Source organism: Bacillus sp. AG4(2022) (genome assembly GCF_031844465.1).
Taxonomy (GTDB): Bacteria; Bacillota; Bacilli; order Bacillales; family Cytobacillaceae; genus Bacillus_AB; species Bacillus_AB infantis.
This window is the reverse complement of the sequence record NZ_JAUZVH010000004.1, coordinates 462,653-481,904: the sequence shown is the minus strand read 5'-3', so window position 1 is coordinate 481,904 and position 19,252 is coordinate 462,653. Positions and strand designations below refer to the sequence as shown.

Here is a 19,252-nt window from a genome sequence, read left to right as displayed (position 1 = left end):
AATTAAATTTTAATTTAGATTTTGAACTACATAATTTTTTTATTTACTTTGTGGTTATCCTTAGATAACCCTTTATTTAGTGCCAAGAGAAAGAAAAAAAGGGATGTTAATTGTGTTACCTGAAAAATTGCTGCACCAAACATATTTATAACCAATGCAAAAGTTGCTAGTATAGTAAATACATAAATTTCTCTTTCAAATCCATCTCTTGTATTTTTACATAGTCTGAATCTAGTAATTAGTATATATAAAATTAAAAGTAAGAATACTCCAAAGAAAATTACACCTGATTCCATTAACATCCTAGCATACTGATTATCGGTCGAAGATGTCATTGGACCTACTCCTATTAAAGGACTTTCAGTAAATCTAGATATGGCATAACTAGCCATTTCTATTCTTCCCATTAAATTTGACTTAGTACTATCAGAATCTAATAGCCTTGAATTCATTGACTCAGCGATCATAGCCCAATTCAGATTATTTGTGTCGCTAATTATTAATACAGAAGATAGGGTAATAACAATTAAACCAGAATATAAAATTATATTTAAAACAAACTTTGTTTTTTTAATTTTCCCGAAATTATTAGTTAGTATAAGAATAACCATTACTAGTAATAAGAATAAAAAAGTTAGCAATCCACTTCGTGAACCACTAATGTTAACTAAATAGAAGCTCAAAATAAACCCTATAAGAAAATGTATTTTCTTTTTATCTCGAGTTATAAATAAATACAAGAGACATATGCCAATGATAGCGTAAAATATACCGAAGAAGTTTGGGTTTGCAAAAGTTCCGGAAAATCTTTGATAATATGCTCCAGCAGTTGCGCTTTTTGTCGTTTCAAAAACAATGTTAAATATTTCGAATATACTTGGATTAAAATATGCCACAATCGATAAAATGATATTAAAATATAGTATTAAATACATACTTTTTAGTATTTTCTTTTTGTCTATTTCCAACCTTCTAATTACATTAAATGTCGTTAAGTATATAAGTAAATATAATACTAAATTAAACATCATCTTAAAATCAGCTTGATAACCAAATAAACTTCTTATTCCAAATATACCTGACATAAATAACAATATTAATAATAATACTGATATAAAGTCTATCTTTATTCTAAGGTTACTATGGAATATCCAAAAGAGTATCAAAAAAAAGGTTATTAGTATTTCAATTAGCGTGTATCCCCACTGGGTACCTAAAACACTGATTGGAGTAATTTTAAAAACTAAGAGTGTAAAAATGACTATTAAGAAAGATTGGATCAATTTATTTCTTGTAATTGATGTTTCCCATTTCATGACTTTGATGTCTCTCTCTTTATTAAGAATATTAAAATCATGCTAATGCAATAGATAGAATATTTATTTAAGACTAAATTTTTATACATATAAGCTTTATACAATTGAACTATTTTTCTTATATTTGACTTAGCCCTATTTCTTCTTATTACTCCTGTCATCCAAATCCAGAAAAACCTTTTTCTTAATTGAGAGTTTTCCTCACTTTCGTTTAAATATGATAATAATTTAGGCAGCTTCGGGATAACATTTTTATTAATTTCTTTTGAGTTTGAAAGTGAATTATTATCGTAATTTACTTTCACTGCTGCCGGTCTATAATAATAAACTTCCGTTTTTAAAAATAACTTTATAAAAAACAACCAATCTTCATATGCAGATTCTTCATTGTCAAACCTATGGTTGTTTAGAAGTTCTCTAGCAATAACCGCGGATGCACTACCACCAAAAGGAAAATTCCCTTTAAGGACAACTTTTCTATTATTAGTAACTTTGTAAAAGTCCTTATTTAATAAACTTAAATATTTACGGATAAATTTAAAGTTTGGCTTAAGAAATTTTCCATAATAATTACGAGTTGTCAAAATATACTCCGCATTATATTGCTTTATATAATTATTTATATTGTTTAAGAAATTTACATCAGCTAATTCATCATCGGCGTCCAAAAATATTAAATAATCGCCATTGGCTAGCTCAATCCCTTTATTACGTGTAAGAACAACCCCACTGTTTTTTTCATTCCTATATATAAATAATTCACCATAATTAAGTTCTTTTTTTAATTCTGTTACATTAGAGAAGCTTTTATCCTTACTCATATCATCAATAACAATAATTTCATAATTTTTATAGTTTTGATTTTTAATACTTAGTATCGTGTTTTTTATAAAATCTTCTTTATTATAAAGAGGAATAATTATTGAATATTTTATATCCATATCAAACAAATCCCTTACCTATTATTTATTTTCCAGATTACATTATTAGATTTGTATAAAATCTACATAACACCTTCTAAGGGTTTAAATTTATAAAATTTCATGCTTTATGGATAAACTTACCATTTAATCAATTTTCTTTAACTTTTCTCTTACTTCATTAAATTCTCTATAATCAATAAACTTTTTAGATATATTTTTAATGTAATAATCGTAAAGGACCCTAACTGACTCTTTATCTATCAGATCATTTCTACCATTTTTACTTAACCTTCTATATAAAATATATTTTATATAGAACTTTGAAAATAGTACCCACAAATTTTTAGTAATTACATTATAATTAAAATAATTCAGTAGATATTTATTCCTCATACTATTGTAAATAAATATTAATTCTTTGATATTATGACTGGATCCATTCCCCTCATCAATCTTTACTTTATGGTAAATCACCGATTCTGGTATGAACATTAACTTATATCCTAAGTCTCTAAGTTTTAGACTATAGTCATACTCTTCAGTACCAAAAAAATACCGCTCATTTAGTAATTGAATATCTAATAACGCCTTTCTATCAAACATTACAAAACAACCTGAGAGGAATTTTGTTGTCTTAGCTCTTAAATCTAAAGTAGATACATCCTGTCCATAGAATTCATGCTTACCTTTAGCCCTAATCCGAGATACATAACCACCTGCATACCAAATCTTTGATTTAGAAGCATAGTCTAAGATTAAACCTGAAGCAGCACCAACTTCTGTATCATTAAATGCAATTATCAACTTTTGTAAACTATCTTCTCTTAATTCTGTATCATTATTTAGTAATAAATAGTAATCAAAATCATAATGTTCTTCCGCAAATCTTATAGCTTTATTATTAGCACCAGCAAACCCTAAATTCATCTTATTTTTTAAAAGTATATATTTACTTTCCGATAAATTGTTATTTACATTATAGCTCTGATTATCATTTAAATAAGATTCTAATTTCTTACACTGATCATGTTCACTGTTATTATCGATAATTACAACTTTAGTGTTAAGGTTTCTTACATCTAGTCTCTCTATACTCTCTATACAAGCAATTGTATCGGTTGTTCCATTATAATTTAATAAAATAATACAAACACTCTTCATTCTTCCACCTCAATTTATAAGTATCCAGTATTTATTCCCATAATGTATTTAAAACATCATTAATACGAAGGAATATAGTTTATTTGTTCAAGATATTACTATTAAAATTATATCTGTACTAACGCTTCTGAGAAATTACTAAATTATTATTACTCTGTTTTATAAGGTTTAACTTCAGTTTGTCTTTTTTGAACAATAATACTATTGGCTGGGTATTCCCCCCGTATAATAGACCCTGCTCCTACCACACTATTATCTCCAATCTTTGTCCCTCGAAGAATGACTGTATTAGCACCTATCCAAACATTATTTCCAATTTCTACGTTACCATATTTGTAACTTTTGGCTTTAATGCCACCTTCTATCCTAAAATCATGGTCATGATCATAAATTAGTACGTTAGGACCAAACTCAACTCCTTCACCTATCTTTATATTATATCTACATGTAACTACACAACCTGTATTAAAAGCCGTATTTTTGCCAATGATAAGTGTTGCATTCTCTCTTGCTCTAATTCTGGTTCCACTTTGTGCTCTTACTAATTTACCTAATTTAATAACTCCACCTTTTGATATAGACACTTCTGATAAAGGAGAGAAAAGTTCTAAATAGTGAAACTTAAATCTGTTCCCGTTGAAAATTTTCATCAAACAAAACTTCAAAAAAGTAAATGGTAGGCAAACTATGGCTCTGGTTAACCTTTTTAAATTCATCGCTTTATAACTCCTTATCTAGCCCCATTATTTCAAGCATGTGTCTGTTTACAATATGAACATCATATTTTTCCTTACATAGTTGTAAGCTGTTTTCAGACATTTGTTTTAAATGTTCAGGATTTTCAATCATGTATAACATCTTTTCAGCTAAATCTTTACTGTTTTGAGGCTTTACCAGGTATCCGTTAACTCCGTTAGTCACAGCATCTCTGCAGCCAGGCCAATCAGTTGTAAGGACTGGTCTTCCCATCGCCATTGCCTCTAAGATAGTTCTAGGAAGTCCTTCACGATAATACGTTGGCAAAACAAATACTTTTGCTTTAGCTAAATAAGGAACAACATCTTTTGTTTCCCCTGGAAACTCAATGGATCCATCACTTATATAAGGTGCTAATTCTTCTGGTTTAATAGCTCCAATTGAACTATCATAGCCTCCAAGTAGTATAAATCGAGATTCTGGGTACTGTTTTTTTACTTTGCGGGCTGCTTCTGCAAAATCAAATACACCTTTCTCCTTAATAACTCTCGCTATCATTAAAAATATAGGTTCTTCAGGTAAAGTATTGGCATTAAATCTAGACATATTCACTCCAGACCCGTCTACGCGAACAGCTTTATCTTCAGATAAGTAACCTAATTCTACAAACCTTTTTAAATCATCACTGTTTTGAAATATTACTTTATTACAACCTTTAAATGCTCTTTTATAAAGAACACCGGTAATCATCCTTAGGGCTTTTACTTTTAAACTATTCGAAGCATAAACACGACCCAAGCCAGTTACCATTGGAAATACCTTGTTAACTCCAGCTCCACGTGCAGCCAAACTACCATATACTACCGGTTTTATAGTATAACTAAATACCAAATCGGGTTTTTGGGCACTAATTACACTCTTAAGCCTTTTATAATAATTAATATCGCCTAAGATACTAGTATTGTCCTTAGAAAAGGGGATCTCAATAAATTTTACACCAAGTGCTAAAACATCATCTATATATTCCCTATTTGGACCAATAGCAATAACTTCATGACCATTTGAAATAATATCCTTAATAAGATCCCCTCTAAAATTAAATAAGGTCTTATTTTTTGGGGAAATAACTACAACTTTCATTAATTACACCTCTTTTAAATATTATTCTGTAAATAATCGTTTAAATTTTCAACAGTCAACTCAAACAGTCTTTCATTAACTTTATCAGATACAAATGAATTATGAGGTGTAATAATTACTTTATTACAATTCCAGAGGAAACTATTCTCTGGTAAGGGCTCCTCCTCAAATACATCAAGAGCAACGCCAAGAAATTTATTACCTTGAAGAGATTCATTTAGGGCCGACTCATCAATAACCCCACCCCTAGAAACATTGATGAGGACACAATTATCTTTCATTTTTTCAATACTTTGTTTATTGATAAAGTGCCTTGTTTCATCTGTTAGAGGGAGCGTCAATATAACAATGTCACTCTTTTCCAGAACATCATCTATATTTTCGGCCAAATAATATTCATCAACATCTTGAGGGGCTTTATTTCTTCTTCCAACACCAATAACATTTACACCGAATACTTTAAGTCTTTTTGCTATTTCTGTCCCAACACTCCCAAAACCTATAATAGTAGCAGTCTTATCTGTAAGTTCCAGCAACTCTCGTTGTTTTTCCCACTTATTTTCACGCTGCGCGTCATAAAACTGTCTACTATTTTTATAGATTTCTAAAATTTTCAGCATTACCCATTCAGCCATCGGAACACTATAAACCCCATTGGCATTAAAAAGCTTTATACCACGATTCCTAATATACTCGAGCGGTACTCTATCCAGACCTGCACTGGTAAGTTGTATGAATTTCAGATTCTTAAATTTTTTAATATCATTATTTTCAAATAGACTGTTACAAACTACAGCTTCAATATCTGAAACATCTACTTGTAGAGAAATCCTCTCATCCTGAATAAATAAAATATCGTATCCAAATAACCTTAATCTGTTTAGTTGTTCATTACTATATTTAAATGCCCCAGTAAGTAATAGTTTCATTTTATACATTCCTCTTTATATAGCTATTTCGTAATGGTATAAACAATCTCCATCACTTTATCCTTAACAATCTGCTTATTTTCAACGAAGAAACTTTTATCTTTGTAACTAATTTGTTCTTCAAAGTCTCTTACCTGATTTATCCCATATTCAAAAATTTTATTTATCTGTAGAAGATTAATATTTTTTTTCGTATCACAAAAGCTTCTGGATAAAATCGCCATGCTTGAACCTAAACGATAATGCTCTGCTATAATGTTCTCCGCAGGAAGAGTTCCTTGTCCAAGTTGCGCTATACCACCAAACCCATAGTGGATACCCTTTGCCTTAATTTTTTCACATAGCATTTCAACTGTTCCATTTGCTAAAAGTTCGAACATAAATTTCATATTATAACTAAGGTGTAGATCATTTAATCCAATATGGATATAATCAATACCTTTAACTGTTAAAATAGATTCTATATTATCCACTGCCTCGGAGGTTTCACACAAAAGACAAACCTCTGCCCTTCCATTTACATGTTTAACAAAATATTCGACTTCTTCCTTTGTTTTAAAAAATGGGAGCATTACGATATCTGCTCCATCTTTAATTACTCTATCTATCTCATTTTTCGATCCTTCATGTATCGGATTGATTCTAACAATTAATTTAGAAGTATTCAGTACCCTTTTAACTTTTTTTACATCTTCTATACTGTGTCTAGATATAACAGTATCTAAATGACCTTGCCGCTCTTCTTTTCCATTAATTTCAAGGTCAATAAAGATCCAATCTACTCCACACCTTTCAGCTATCTTAGCAATTTCTTCCTGGTTAGTAATGTACATTAATTTTAAAGCCATTATTTTTTCCTACTTTCTTCTATAGTAGCTGCCATCTGAGTTTCATGGCTTTTATCTATAGATTTCTTAGCAGTTTCTCCAACATTTACATTATCCTTCATTGCTATAACTTTAAAGATTGTTTTAATAAATATTCTCAAATCAAAAACTAATGAAAGGTTCTCCACATACTCAACATCAAATTCAATTCTTTTATCCCAAGGCACCTCTTTCCTGCCATTTACCTGTGCCCACCCTGTAACTCCTGGTCTAACATTGAATCTCTTTTTTTGCTCTTTTGTGTACTCTTCTAATGACCAAGGATGGTATGTTAAAGTTGGTCGAGGGCCAATAATTGACATGTCCCCTTTAATAATATTTAAAAACTGAGGAAATTCATCAATACTAGTCTTTCGAATAAACTTTCCAACCTTTGTGACCCTAGCATCACCTTTAGTCTCGTACACACCACTTTTTTCAGCACCCACACACATTGAACGGAATTTGTATATCTTAAATACTTTTCCATTTAGCCCAATACGTTCTTGTTGAAAAATAACAGGACCTTTGGACTCTAATTTAATAGCCAATGCCACTATTAATAAAACTGGAGAAAGCACCGCTAAGCCAATCAGGGACAAAATAATATCTAATAACCTTTTAATCTTTTTATAACACATAATAATTTCCAAACTCCTTTGCTATATTATGGATTTAATAATTCTTTAGTTGTTTAGGACTTACTCGGAATCTTTAAATCTATTATTCCAACCAACTACTAAACCACTAAAATTGTTATCTACCTCTGATAGCCACCTCGCATATTATATTCAATATGAGAAATAGATGAAAAAAATCTATATATAGTATGTTTTATCGAATTTAATTAAATATCAATACTACATATTGTGTTTTATTATCAAATTCCAATACTCACCTCGTAATATCTATTCAATCTACCTTGCAAATACGAAATAGATATTCACTTCACAACCACCCATAACCGAGTTTCTTCCTATTATATATACCATTCAATCAATCTATAATTCTCACTAAAATCGCCTCAAACCCTTATCCCGCAAGGTTTCCAGCGTTCAATCTAACAACGATAGTCAGTTCCCCACAACCATTCAATCTAAATAAGCCTCTCACAACCCCCTACCTAAAAACAAACCTACAAAAACGGAACTCCATCCCCATCTTCCTCTCCAGTCTCCTCATCAACCAAATGCACGCTACAATCAACGTGCCCATCAACATACACAACATTCCCTTCTACAGGACAAACCTAACCAAACTCCAAAACAAAAGAATTAAAACGACTCTCCGAATGATCCACCCCATTCAGAAGCAACTTTCGATGATAATCCTTCTCCAGCTGCCTGCGATTGGCCTCACAAACGTCTTCCTCAGTATCTTTAATCAAACCCAACACAGAAATGACAGCAATATAACTCAACAACCCAATTATTACAATAACGGCCAACAACTCAATTTATGTTAAGCCGCGTTTATTGAATACGAAGGAAAACACTTTCTTTAAGTGATTCATCATAATCCCCTCCAACATTTTTAATAATTATGTCAAAGACTAAGATGCTTAAAGTTTTAATAACAAGTTGTTCGAAGAACAGCCAATACAATCAAATTAAAGTGTACGCAAACAAAATAATTAATTTGTCACAAAAAACCAACAAGGTTGTTCAAAATGAACAACCTCATTCAAGCTCTTTATTATTCTTGAAGTCTAGTGTTACCTAAACCCCAACCCTCCCCCTCTCAACCACACTCTTAAGGTACTCGTACACACTCCCCTTCAAATCTCCATGCATCAAAGCAAACTCCACAGTCGCCCTCACAAACCCAAACTTATCACCAACATCATGCCGCTCACCTTTAAACTCACATCCAACAACCATCTGCTGCTCATTCAATCTCTTAATCGCATCAGTCAGTTGAATTTCTCCCCCAGCTCCCGAAGGGAGGTTCTCTAGTACTTCGAAAATCTCCGGCCTCAAAATATACCGCCCCATAATCGCATAATTAGAAGGCGCCTCTTCCCTCTTCGGCTTCTCAACCAAATCATCGATTCCAAAAACCCCTGGCTCCATTTCCCCACGGCCAATTGAAATCACACCGTACTTCGATACATCCTCCTCCGCCACAGGCTGAACCCCAATAACTGAAGAATTATACCGCTCATACACATCAATCAGCTGCTTAAGCCCAGGCTTCTCTGGAGAATATACAATATCATCCCCAAGCAATACCGCAAACGGCTCATCTCCGATAAAACGGTTTGCACATCCGATGGCATGTCCCAATCCAAGGGGTTCTTTTTGACGGATATAATGGATATTCGCCAGCTTTGAAATATCCTGTATCTCTTCGAGCAGCTCAAACTTCTCTTTTTTCACAAGGGTCTCTTCAAGCTCATACGATTTATCAAAATGATCCTCAATCGCTCTTTTTCCGCGGCCTGTAACAATGATGATATCCTCAATACCTGATGCGACTGCTTCTTCAATGATATACTGTATCGTCGGCTTATCCACAATCGGCAGCATCTCCTTCGGCATCGCCTTCGTAGCCGGCAAAAACCTCGTCCCAAGCCCAGCAGCAGGAATAATCGCCTTCCGCACTTTCTTCATTAATAAGCCCCCCTATTTCGCTAAAGATAGTATCTTATTCTCTCTCCGATTAGCCACATTAATCACAAACTCACTAATCTCCTGCACTGTCATCGTTTCAAATCTATCAATTAAATAATGCACTTCATGCTCCTGCTCGAGCACAGCCTTCCCAATATGTATCTTCGGAAATACTGCTTTTGTGTGCACTTCTTTTTCATTGAGAAGCTCTTCAAACATCTTTTCACCAGGACGGATTCCCGAGAAGTTGATGCCGATTTCTTCTATTGTATAGCCTGACAGCTGGATGAGGTTTTTTGCCAGGTCGACGATCTTGACCGGTTCTCCCATATCGAGGACGAAGATTTCTCCGCCGCGTGCCAGGGCCCCTGCCTGCATGACCAGTCTGGATGCTTCCGGGATGGTCATGAAATAGCGTGTCATATCCGGGTGGGTGACCGTTACCGGTCCGCCTGCCTGGATCTGCTTTTTGAATAATGGTATAACACTGCCGCGGCTGCCGAGGACATTGCCGAAGCGGACAGCGACGTATTTCGTATCGCTCCCCTTGTCCAGCTCCTGGATAACCATTTCAGCAATCCGTTTGGTAGAGCCCATTACGTTAGTTGGGTTAACCGCCTTATCGGAGGACACAAGCACAAATGTGCCAACCCCGAATGTATCTGCTGCCTCGGCCACATTCTTCGTGCCGATGACATTGTTTTTCACAGCTTCTTTCGGATTGTATTCCATGAGCGGCACATGCTTATGGGCTGCTGCATGGTAGACCACATCTGGCTGATGCTCTTCTATCACTTCAAAGATCCTCGCCCGGTCCTGGATATCAGCAATAACCGGCCTGATTTCCAGATTCTCGATTTTGAGATTACGGAGCTCTAAGTCGATCAGATAGATGCTGTTCTCCCCATGCCCGACCAGAACAATTTTCTTCGGATTGAATTTAATCACCTGGCGGCAGATCTCAGAGCCGATGCTTCCGCCTGCCCCTGTTACCATGATCGTTTTGCCTGTCAGCTTTTGTGAGATGCTTTCTGTATCAAGCTGGACAGGCTCCCTGCCGAGAAGATCCTCAACCTGGACATCGCGGAACTGGTTGACCGAAACGTTTCCAAGCATCACATCCTCAATCAGCGGCATGATCACCGTTTTGGCATCTGTTCCTGCACACTGTTCGAAGATTTTCTTCATCTCTTCCTTATTCAAAGAAGGAATGGCAATGATGATTTTATCTATTTGCAAAGTTTCAACCGTCTTACTAATGCGCTTAGAACCGCCTACTACCGATAGCCCGTGAATTTGCAGCCTGTATTTCTTCGGGTCATCATCGATAAAGGCGACCGGCTTGATGCCAGCGTCTGTATTTTTCAGCAGCTGACGGGCAAGCATGGTCCCTGCTGCTCCTGCACCAATGATCAATGCCCTTGACTGTTCGACCTGCGGCTTGATATAGCGATCGCGGTAGACACGCCATGCAAAGCGCGAGCCCCCAATCAGGAGGACGTGAAGCATCCAGGCGAGCATAAGGGCCCGGAAGTAAATGTCCTGAATGACAAGCTGCTGAACAACGGCTGTCATCATAATGGAAAGGCTGACTGCCTTCACAATGCTGACAAGCTCGCCTACGCTCGCATATTCCCAGGCTTTGTTATAGAGCCTGTAGATGCTGGCGAAGATATGATGGCTTAAGAGCAAGGTAATGGATGTCAGCATCAATGTTTCGTATTTGAAAATCTGAAATGTGGGATGAAGGGTAATATAACTGAGATAAATAGCGGACAGCACAATAAGTGAATCCAACGCAACCAGAAAAGTTAAGCGTTTTTGAAATGTCATCCATAATCCTCCTATAGCTTTAGTATAATAAAGTACACATGCAAATAAATATCTAATGAAAGCACACGAATGTTCATGTGTTTCCATTAGATATTTATCATTTTTATGTAAAAGGGCATCCAACCCGCCCTCACACCACTCCAATGACGACAAGCGTCTAAGGAAAAGATCCCTGATCCCACAGAATGGCCGAGTGCCCCCTTGGATAACGGCGAGGAGACATCACCGGTTCTTTATGAAAAATCTAAATGACTGATATTTCGAACGACTGAATCAGAACAGCCCCATAAACTTCTTCTTTTTAACCCGGCTGGGTATTTCTTTGATTACGTTCTGCCCTTGAACAAGGAGTTCAGTATTCTCTGTAAATAAGAAGACCGTATCAACACCGTATCTACTGTCAATCTCAGCAAAAGCCTCCGCCATTTTGAAGCCTCGTTTTGTGGTGTTATGGGCATCTGAAGCGATAAAGTGCGTCAGATTGGCTTCAATCAGCTGATGGGAGAAGCCTTTGATCTTCTTCCCGAAGTACCCGCATAAGCTTGCAGCTGTCACTTGTGTTAATGACCCTTTTTTGACCAGCTGGTATAACACGTCAGGACGTTCCATAATTTCAGCATTTCGCTCAGGATGCACAATGACCGGTGTCAGCTCTTTCATCTGCAGATCATACAAAAGCTGCTCCGTGTATCGCGGCACATGTCCGCTTGGCAATTCAATGAAAACATAAGGCGAATTGGCAAGGGGAAGGATTTCCCCTTTATCCAGGTCAGCCAGCAGATCCCCATTAATCCGGGTTTCCTGTCCGGCCAAAATTTCAAGGCCGATTTTTTCCTGCTTCAGTACATCATTCACTAGAGAAACTTTATTCTGTATCTCTACTTTCGTATTATCGTAGCTTTCATTTCTATGATGGGGCGTGGCAATGATTGTATGAATCCCTTCTGAAACAGCCTGCCTGGCCATTTCTATCGTATCACTCATATCCTTGGCTCCGTCATCAACTCCGGGCAATATATGACAATGGATATCAATCATTGCGCCCAACCCCTTCCAAATAAATGTTAATAATCTAGGACTTTTTTAATATACCATTCTGCTCCTATAGGGTAAATAAGAGATTTTGTCGAATCTTCTTATTTTCCGCCATAGTAGTAATAGTAATGCGAATCCTGAAGCTTTTTCTGATTCAGCACTGCTCCAAGCAGCTTGCCCTTGGATGTACGGAGAAGCTCTGTCGCTTTTTCCGCCTGTTCCATTTCTGTGTAGCCGCTGCTGATCACGAGCATGGTGCCCTCTACCTTGTTAGCCAGGATCTGGGCATCAGCTACAGCAAGAATCGGCGGAGTATCGAATAGGACGACATCAAATTCCTTCTGGACATTTACCAGGAATTCTTCCATCGCCTGTGAACCAAGGAGTTCAGCAGGGTTTGGAGGGATCGGTCCGCTTGTCAGTACGGAAAGATTCTCAACTGCTGTTTCCTTAACCGCTTTTAACAGACTGGAGCTTTTCGTCAGCACATTTGTCAGACCGTTATTGTTGGTCAGGTTGAAGGTGTAGTGTGCAGTAGGCTTCCGCAGGTCGGCATCAACGAGCAGCACCCGCTTGTTCTGCTGCGCAAATACTACAGCAAGATTGGCCACTGTTGTGGACTTCCCTTCCCCCGGACCGGATGAAGTCACCAGGATGGAACGGACATCCTGATCAACGGATGAGAATTGAATATTGGTTCTTACGGTCCTGTACTGCTCGGCAATCGGAGATTTTGTGTTATAAGCTGCCACCAGCTTTCTCCTGCTGTCATTCACAGATGCTTTCGGCTTCTTCTTAAACAGCATCCCGTTCACCTCCACGCTGCTTTCGTGCTGCTTTCTCTTCCATGGCTCCTGTTTCTTCATTAATAATGGCAATCGTGCCAAGCACAGGCAAATCCAGCAGTTTCTCAATATCCTGCTCTGTTTTTACCGTGTTGTCCATGTATTCTAATAGGAAGGCAAGTCCAACACCTGCCATCAAGCCGACTACGAGGGCAATGGCCATATTCAGCAATTTGTTCGGTTTGATAGGTGCCGGATTGTCAGTGAGCTCTGCTTTCGCCAGAATTTTTACGTTATCAATATTCATGATTTCAACGATTTCACGCTTGAAGACATTGGCCGTCGTGTTGGCGATATCAGCTGCCATATTGGCATCAGGATCCTGGACTGTAATGGCCAGTACCTGGGAGTCCGTCTGGCTGCCGACCGTAATCTTCGAATCCAGCTGGCTTGTCGTTATATCAAGGTCCAGCTCCTCTTTTACCAGGTCAAGGATTGCCGGGCTCTTTATGATGACATTATAAGTGTTAATTAATTGCAGATTGGTCTGGATTTCACCGGTATTATATACCGGCTGGTCGCTCTTGGCCTGGTTGACCAGCAGCTGTGTTGTAGACTGATAAATGGGAGTGAGGTAAAAGTAACTGATGAGACCGCTCGTTGCTACAGCAACGAAGGCGATAGACAAAATGAGACCCAGACGCTTCCTTAATGTCTGGAAAAGCTCTTTCAAACTTATTGTTTCCTCCATTGGGTTCCTCCTGAAAAAAATGTAAGGTTATTGTAAAACACATAGTATTATAGCATATCATATATCAAAAAATGGTTATAATGGCATGATTTTTACAAGATCCGCTCAACTTTGACAGCAATCTGGCAATTATTTTCCTCATTAGTCCATTAAACTATAAAAAACTGCATATTTATAGATTAAATTGGATTTTGGAAGAAATTACAATATGCTGTCCTGCCGTTCAATTCCTTAAAAAAAGCACTCCAAGGAGTGCCAACGGAAATTTGGGAATTGAATATGGGGAATGTGATAGCAGCAGGAAAATTCTCATGGCCAGAAGGTGCCAAGGAAATCGCAGCTGACTATCTCACTCTTTTTTCAATTGATAACCTTACATCCATATTATCACCTTATCTATACAGATTGTCTAATCATGCTGTATTCCCAGCATTTTTGTATTCTGGGTATTTTTTGAATAAATAGACCACGAAACGTCTTTTTATATAACTGTAGGCATATAGTAAATTTTTAGTTCTTTATTCTGTTGATTTTTCCAAAATAAAAAATCAGCTTCCCTCTTAGAAGGAAGCTGATCTCATTAATTGGCTGTTCTGAAAATCTGATTGGCCCACTCAGGATGGTCGATGAACGGATTGCGGTTTTCCTGGATACTGTAGATGACGTTATTGCGGTTCATTTCAAACGCATCAACAGGATCCTGTTCATTCCACTCGAGCAGGACAGACAGCTTGCCATGGTAAGGATTCGAGCCGTTGTTAAGCAGGTCATTCAGCTCAAGATCCACCCTGTCTCCATTTTCGTAGCGGACTGCCATATAAAAGAGCATTCGCGCTACATCGCCTTTTACGCGGTCAGGCGGCTCAAAGGAATTGGCGCTCCTTTTGCAATCGCTGCAGTTCGTTACAGCACTGCCGCCATTGGCAAAGTCCAAATTACCGCGCGTGCTGTTGACCTGGACATCTGTTGGGCGGAGATGGTGGATATCTGTTCCCGGTCCATTGGTTGTACCGAAATCGCCATGGGACTTGGCCCAGACATGCTCCCGGTTCCAATCGCCGACATTCCCGCCGTTTCTGTCTTTAGATCGGGAAAGGCCGGAATAAAGAAGAATGACGTTGTTCGGGTTGTTTGGATCCTCATCTGTTTCTTTCAACGCATCCCATACCTGGCTGTAAGAAAGAACTTTATGAGTCTTGATAATATCGTGCAGAGCAGCCTTCAGCTCACTGCCTGTCTTGCCTGCAGCAGCCGTATAATAGGAATCAACTGGCTGTTCAGTCTGTTCTCCTGTAACAGTTAATTGAAAAGTAAGCTGAGCTTCTTTATCGCCATCAGTGCCTTTGACTGTTACCTGATACGTGCCTTCCTCAGACTCAAGGAAGGTAAGCGTGCTGCCGAATACATTTCCCCTTGTGGATGTATAGGTGAGCTCATCCCCGTCCGGGTCAGTAAAGTAGTTGCTTAGTTCAATTGTTAAAGAATCATTCTTTTGAACAGTTTGATTGCTGATTGCACGGGCAGCCGGGGCACCGTTCTCTACAGGGAGAAAAGGAGAAGCAATAGCTTCCCCTTTCACATTAGTGAACTTGATATTCGATGTATCGACGCCGTCTGTAACTGTCCATTTCTGAACGTTTTCAGCACCGCGGATTTCTTTTACATTGCTATTGTCGATGACTACTTCTTTAATCACAGTACCTTTAAAGTCAATGATCGCATCCGCTTTCGCTGGCTTGATCACTACTTTTGTATCTGCAAGGCTTTCACCATGGAACTCAGCGTATTCACCAGTAAAGTAGATGCCGTCTTGAATGACAGAGCTTCCTTTTACAGTGATGGAAACACTAGGTTTTGAAATGGTCAGCTTCTTAGTCTTAAAGTTATTAAACTGATAGTCTTTTTCTGGTGTGATTGGCGCTTCCGTTTCACCTGAGAAATCAATTTGCGCCAATACCGGATCATGGTCGCTTGCACGGCCGGCCATGTCAGTAAAGTCAGCATTGATATGAAGAATATCAACCTTCGTATTGTCAACAAGATTATTAGATACAAGGATATGATCAAGCACTTGGGAGTTGCCCTGATATACATAAGTGTATCGGTCAGAAGCTTCCACTTTATTGATCATATTTGTCATAATATCGCCTTCGTGGATTTTTAAAGACTGAGAGAATTGATAGTCATTAAAATCACCTAAAGAAACGATGTTGGCATCAGGGTTTTCTGCTTTGATACCCGCTGCAAAATCATGGACGATTTTTGCAATCTTATGGCGCTGTACTTCACTTCCATAGACAGGAGGCTGCTGTGATCCAAATAAAGGTGTATCCCCTGACTTGGAATTCCAGTGGTTGGCAATAACAACGACACTTTCACCCTTGAAATCGAACTGGGCTGCCAGGGGCTTTCTGCTGTCATCGAATGCGCTATTTGTCGGGTCAATACGCCCTGGGTTATGCGTTAACTTGCCATTTTCATAGCCAACAGCAGTGGTTGCATCTCCTGCAGGAATACCTTCAGTTAAAGAAACCCGCTCAGGATTGTATAAGAAACCTACCCTGATATTGGCATTAGGTGCACCGCCGTCTGCATTATTGACTGGGTCGATATTAACGTAGTTGTATTCTGCACCGCCGGCTGCTTTGATTGCTGCTATAAGTCTTTCATAGCTTTCAGAAGCATCTGAATCTCCCGCAGATCCGCCATTATTATCCTGAACTTCTGTTACACCGATAATGTCTGGGCTCTGCATGTCAGTGGCCAGGGCACGGGCAAGCTTTTGTGCTTTGCTGTCCGGGGACGAAGATTTATTATTCGAGAAGTTCTCCAAATTATAGGACGCAACGGTCAGCTTATCTTCAGCTTTCACAATAGTCGTCTGTTCAGGTTCAGCTTCACCTTCAATATGGGCTTCTTCAAGATCAGCCAAAGCTGCATAGATTTTGTAGTTTTGATAAGAATATCCGACTACCCCTGTTAAAGGACCTTCGAATTTGTCGCCTGTTGCCACTTCAAAATCACGGGCTTCGCCATTTGGCTCCAGACGGAACTGGATTCTGTTTGGATTTTGATCATTTTCTTCATATAATAGGCCGCCATGAAGTGTATCGGTTTCTGCACTTTCAAGGACTGTTACAAGATCTCCATTTTCCTGCGGAGCTACAGCCTTTACATCGCCGACCTGGACTCTCATGGATTCAAGACTCTCCCAGAAATCAATAGCATCCTTTTCCGGATTGAATACTTCCAGGTTATCGCTGTCGATATGCCCGCTTGGCAGATTGCTTTCATCAATGACAATCGGCTCTGGAAGGCTGACCCCGCTTTCAAGTACAGTTACATTCCCGCCTCTATCATTCCTGACTGTAATCTGTGTTGTCTTCAGGTCTGTTGTCTGGCGGTCACTGTACCCTTCAATGGCGTACTCGCTTACTTGTCCTGTTACTGAAACGAGATCTCCCACTGTGATAGGCCAAGGGCTGTTCCCACTGTATAACACAAGCGCTTCTGAAGTATCAGGATCATTATCAGCCAGCTCATCAGGTGTCTGGATATGATAATAATAGGAACCGGTGGATTGGAATGCATAGGTTACAATACCCTCGATTCCTTCCACTGTTTCCCCTGCAAACGGAGACGTGTGGTTCTTTCCTTGCAAATCATGGATCTGCAGTGAGTCTGTAATCGTGTATTCATATGTTGTAACTTCGCTCAATGTACCATCTTCAGCCTTTACAACTGTTTTCAGTACTGTATCTTCTGTGATTTGGATAGGTGCAGTATATTTCTCGCTTGCATCAGTCGGTTCTGAACCGTCTGTTGTATAGAAGATTTCTGCATTGGCAGTTGAAGTGGATAGCGTCACTTCAGTGCTGCCGACAAATGTGCCGCTTCCCGGTACAGCTTGAGCCGGGCGAAGAGCAGCACTGTCGACCACGATATCCTGCGCGCCGCGCGGGATGATCTGGTAGTCATTATCGAACTGCTGGACAATGCCAGTAATAGATTCATAGACCGTTCCCACTTCTAAGCCCAGCGTTATATACTCATCCCTGACTATGAAACTGCCAGTTCCATCTGTGGCTGTGAAATTAGCTCCTGAGGAATCGACGCCAGTAAGATCCAAGTTCTTGACTGTCACCAGCTGTGATTCAAGTGATTCGCCGACTTCATTACCTGTTACTGTTCTAGGAGCCGGAGCTTCTGCTTCGTTCTTTTCTACAATCACTGCTCCATCAAGCTGAAGCAAGTTTCTATAAACTGCAAGTTTACCTGTCAGTGTTACCTCATCACCAACCTGTGCATCAAGAGAAGCCGGGCGAACCGCAATACCGCCGGTCGCATCCTGGACAGACACGGTATTCTTAAGGTTTGCAGCTACAACACCTTTAATAGTGACCGTTTCCCCAACTGCTGCAGCTCTTGCATCAGCGATTGAAATGATCTCAACATCGCCTGGCTCTTCAGGATCAGGGTCTCCCGGGTTCTCACCTGCTGATCCATCCATTTGGTGGATGCCAAGGTTTGATGCATCATCCTTCGGCAGGGCAGTCCACTCGTCCTCGGGAACAAATGCATCATCCGCTATAGTGTCTCCGGAAGTGACAGAGCTTTTTCTGACCAGCGTCATATCAGCTGTTTTAACAGTTGTACCCCAGTATGTTCCTGGATCCACTCCGAGTTGGCCAAATGAGTCTACTATATTTCCAGATTTCTTTAATACAAGAGCATCGTCACCATTAAAGTTAATCACACTGCTGTTAGTAGTATCGCTCTTACTCAGTATTTCCGCAGAAGCTTGACCGTGTGAGATTACATATGTCTGCTTATCTGCCAGCTCACCTGATAAAGCAAGCTTAAATGGGTTAATGCTGGATCCATTAGTATACAGCTCAAGAGAATACTGGCTTAAGTCAACCGAAGAGCCGGTGCCATTATATAATTCAATTGCTTTATTATAACTAGCTCCTTCAATATACTCTGAAATAATCAGATCTGAAGCAGCAGCTACTGTCTCCGCTTTTACCGTTGACGGTACAGCAGCAGGAACAAATAGGCTTGTCACTAAACCAGCTGACAAAAAGGCATTTAGCGGTTTTTTCCACTTTCCTTTTTTCATAGTCGGCCCCTTTTTAATCATAGTTTTTGTAAAGCTATAGTCATTTCATTGCAGGTCCTCCTGGGAGACCAGAAGGATCTGCT

Annotated in this window: 14 protein-coding genes; all 14 read right to left on the bottom strand. The window is 38.7% G+C overall.

The window, feature by feature from the left end:
• Positions 1–26 precede the first annotated feature (26 nt).
• The 14 genes from Q9R36_RS13965 to Q9R36_RS13900 all read right to left on the bottom strand — a co-directional run bounded on the left by Q9R36_RS13965 (position 27) and on the right by Q9R36_RS13900 (position 19,169).
• Positions 27–1,316: an O-antigen ligase family protein gene (locus Q9R36_RS13965; protein WP_311225359.1), complete on the bottom strand. Its 1,290-nt coding sequence runs from the start codon at positions 1,314–1,316 to the stop codon at positions 27–29.
• Entirely contained in the window at positions 1,313–2,257 is a 945-nt protein-coding gene (locus tag Q9R36_RS13960; RefSeq protein WP_311225358.1) for a glycosyltransferase family 2 protein, read from the bottom strand. The genes Q9R36_RS13965 and Q9R36_RS13960 overlap by 4 nt, the downstream gene beginning before the upstream one ends.
• Before the next feature lie 126 nt (positions 2,258–2,383).
• Entirely contained in the window at positions 2,384–3,400 is a 1,017-nt protein-coding gene (locus Q9R36_RS13955; RefSeq protein WP_311225357.1) for a glycosyltransferase, read from the bottom strand.
• A gap of 149 nt (positions 3,401–3,549) precedes the next feature.
• A complete protein-coding gene (locus Q9R36_RS13950) occupies positions 3,550–4,116 on the bottom strand; it encodes an acyltransferase (RefSeq protein ID WP_311225356.1) in 567 nt (188 codons plus the stop codon).
• 4 nt (positions 4,117–4,120) lie between these two features.
• Entirely contained in the window at positions 4,121–5,236 is a 1,116-nt protein-coding gene (locus Q9R36_RS13945; RefSeq protein WP_311225355.1) for a glycosyltransferase family 4 protein, read from the bottom strand.
• A gap of 14 nt (positions 5,237–5,250) precedes the next feature.
• Positions 5,251–6,165 carry an NAD(P)-dependent oxidoreductase gene (locus tag Q9R36_RS13940; protein ID WP_311225354.1) on the bottom strand — a complete coding sequence of 305 codons (915 nt, stop codon included), beginning with the start codon at positions 6,163–6,165 and terminating at the stop codon, positions 5,251–5,253.
• Positions 6,166–6,188: 23 nt separating this feature from the next.
• Positions 6,189–7,013, bottom strand: coding sequence for an aldolase/citrate lyase family protein (locus tag Q9R36_RS13935; protein WP_311225353.1), 825 nt, complete (start codon positions 7,011–7,013; stop codon positions 6,189–6,191).
• Positions 7,013–7,672, bottom strand: coding sequence for a sugar transferase (locus tag Q9R36_RS13930; protein WP_311225352.1), 660 nt, complete (start codon positions 7,670–7,672; stop codon positions 7,013–7,015). The genes Q9R36_RS13935 and Q9R36_RS13930 overlap by 1 nt, the downstream gene beginning before the upstream one ends.
• 1,077 nt (positions 7,673–8,749) lie before the next feature.
• Entirely contained in the window at positions 8,750–9,643 is an 894-nt protein-coding gene (gene galU / locus Q9R36_RS13925; protein ID WP_311225351.1) for a UTP--glucose-1-phosphate uridylyltransferase GalU, read from the bottom strand.
• A 12-nt stretch (positions 9,644–9,655) separates the two neighbouring features.
• Positions 9,656–11,476 (bottom strand): polysaccharide biosynthesis protein, encoded by a 1,821-nt coding sequence (locus Q9R36_RS13920; RefSeq protein WP_311225350.1) that lies wholly within the window; start codon positions 11,474–11,476, stop codon positions 9,656–9,658.
• Positions 11,477–11,749: 273 nt separating this feature from the next.
• Positions 11,750–12,514 (bottom strand): tyrosine-protein phosphatase, encoded by a 765-nt coding sequence (locus Q9R36_RS13915; protein WP_311225349.1) that lies wholly within the window; start codon positions 12,512–12,514, stop codon positions 11,750–11,752.
• Positions 12,515–12,612: 98 nt separating this feature from the next.
• Positions 12,613–13,317: a CpsD/CapB family tyrosine-protein kinase gene (locus tag Q9R36_RS13910; protein ID WP_311225348.1), complete on the bottom strand. Its 705-nt coding sequence runs from the start codon at positions 13,315–13,317 to the stop codon at positions 12,613–12,615.
• Positions 13,307–14,047: a YveK family protein gene (locus tag Q9R36_RS13905; protein ID WP_306010178.1), complete on the bottom strand. Its 741-nt coding sequence runs from the start codon at positions 14,045–14,047 to the stop codon at positions 13,307–13,309. Before Q9R36_RS13905 ends, Q9R36_RS13910 begins: the two co-directional genes overlap by 11 nt.
• A gap of 580 nt (positions 14,048–14,627) precedes the next feature.
• A complete protein-coding gene (locus Q9R36_RS13900) occupies positions 14,628–19,169 on the bottom strand; it encodes an endonuclease (protein ID WP_311225347.1) in 4,542 nt (1,513 codons plus the stop codon).
• Between the last annotated feature and the right edge of the window lie 83 nt (positions 19,170–19,252).

What these genes read in the sequence shown, in the direction of transcription:
- Q9R36_RS13965 (WP_311225359.1), bottom strand. Translation starts at nt 1,316, where the DNA reads ATGAAATGGGAAACATCAATTACAAGAAATAAATTGATCCAATCTTTC.
- Q9R36_RS13960 (WP_311225358.1), bottom strand. Translation starts at nt 2,257, where the DNA reads ATGGATATAAAATATTCAATAATTATTCCTCTTTATAATAAAGAAGAT.
- Q9R36_RS13955 (WP_311225357.1), bottom strand. Translation starts at nt 3,400, where the DNA reads ATGAAGAGTGTTTGTATTATTTTATTAAATTATAATGGAACAACCGAT.
- Q9R36_RS13950 (WP_311225356.1), bottom strand. Translation starts at nt 4,116, where the DNA reads ATGAATTTAAAAAGGTTAACCAGAGCCATAGTTTGCCTACCATTTACT.
- Q9R36_RS13945 (WP_311225355.1), bottom strand. Translation starts at nt 5,236, where the DNA reads ATGAAAGTTGTAGTTATTTCCCCAAAAAATAAGACCTTATTTAATTTT.
- Q9R36_RS13940 (WP_311225354.1), bottom strand. Translation starts at nt 6,165, where the DNA reads ATGAAACTATTACTTACTGGGGCATTTAAATATAGTAATGAACAACTA.
- Q9R36_RS13935 (WP_311225353.1), bottom strand. Translation starts at nt 7,013, where the DNA reads ATGGCTTTAAAATTAATGTACATTACTAACCAGGAAGAAATTGCTAAG.
- Q9R36_RS13930 (WP_311225352.1), bottom strand. Translation starts at nt 7,672, where the DNA reads ATGTGTTATAAAAAGATTAAAAGGTTATTAGATATTATTTTGTCCCTG.
- galU (WP_311225351.1), bottom strand. Translation starts at nt 9,643, where the DNA reads ATGAAGAAAGTGCGGAAGGCGATTATTCCTGCTGCTGGGCTTGGGACG.
- Q9R36_RS13920 (WP_311225350.1), bottom strand. Translation starts at nt 11,476, where the DNA reads ATGACATTTCAAAAACGCTTAACTTTTCTGGTTGCGTTGGATTCACTT.
- Q9R36_RS13915 (WP_311225349.1), bottom strand. Translation starts at nt 12,514, where the DNA reads ATGATTGATATCCATTGTCATATATTGCCCGGAGTTGATGACGGAGCC.
- Q9R36_RS13910 (WP_311225348.1), bottom strand. Translation starts at nt 13,317, where the DNA reads ATGCTGTTTAAGAAGAAGCCGAAAGCATCTGTGAATGACAGCAGGAGA.
- Q9R36_RS13905 (WP_306010178.1), bottom strand. Translation starts at nt 14,047, where the DNA reads ATGGAGGAAACAATAAGTTTGAAAGAGCTTTTCCAGACATTAAGGAAG.
- Q9R36_RS13900 (WP_311225347.1), bottom strand. Translation starts at nt 19,169, where the DNA reads ATGAAAAAAGGAAAGTGGAAAAAACCGCTAAATGCCTTTTTGTCAGCT.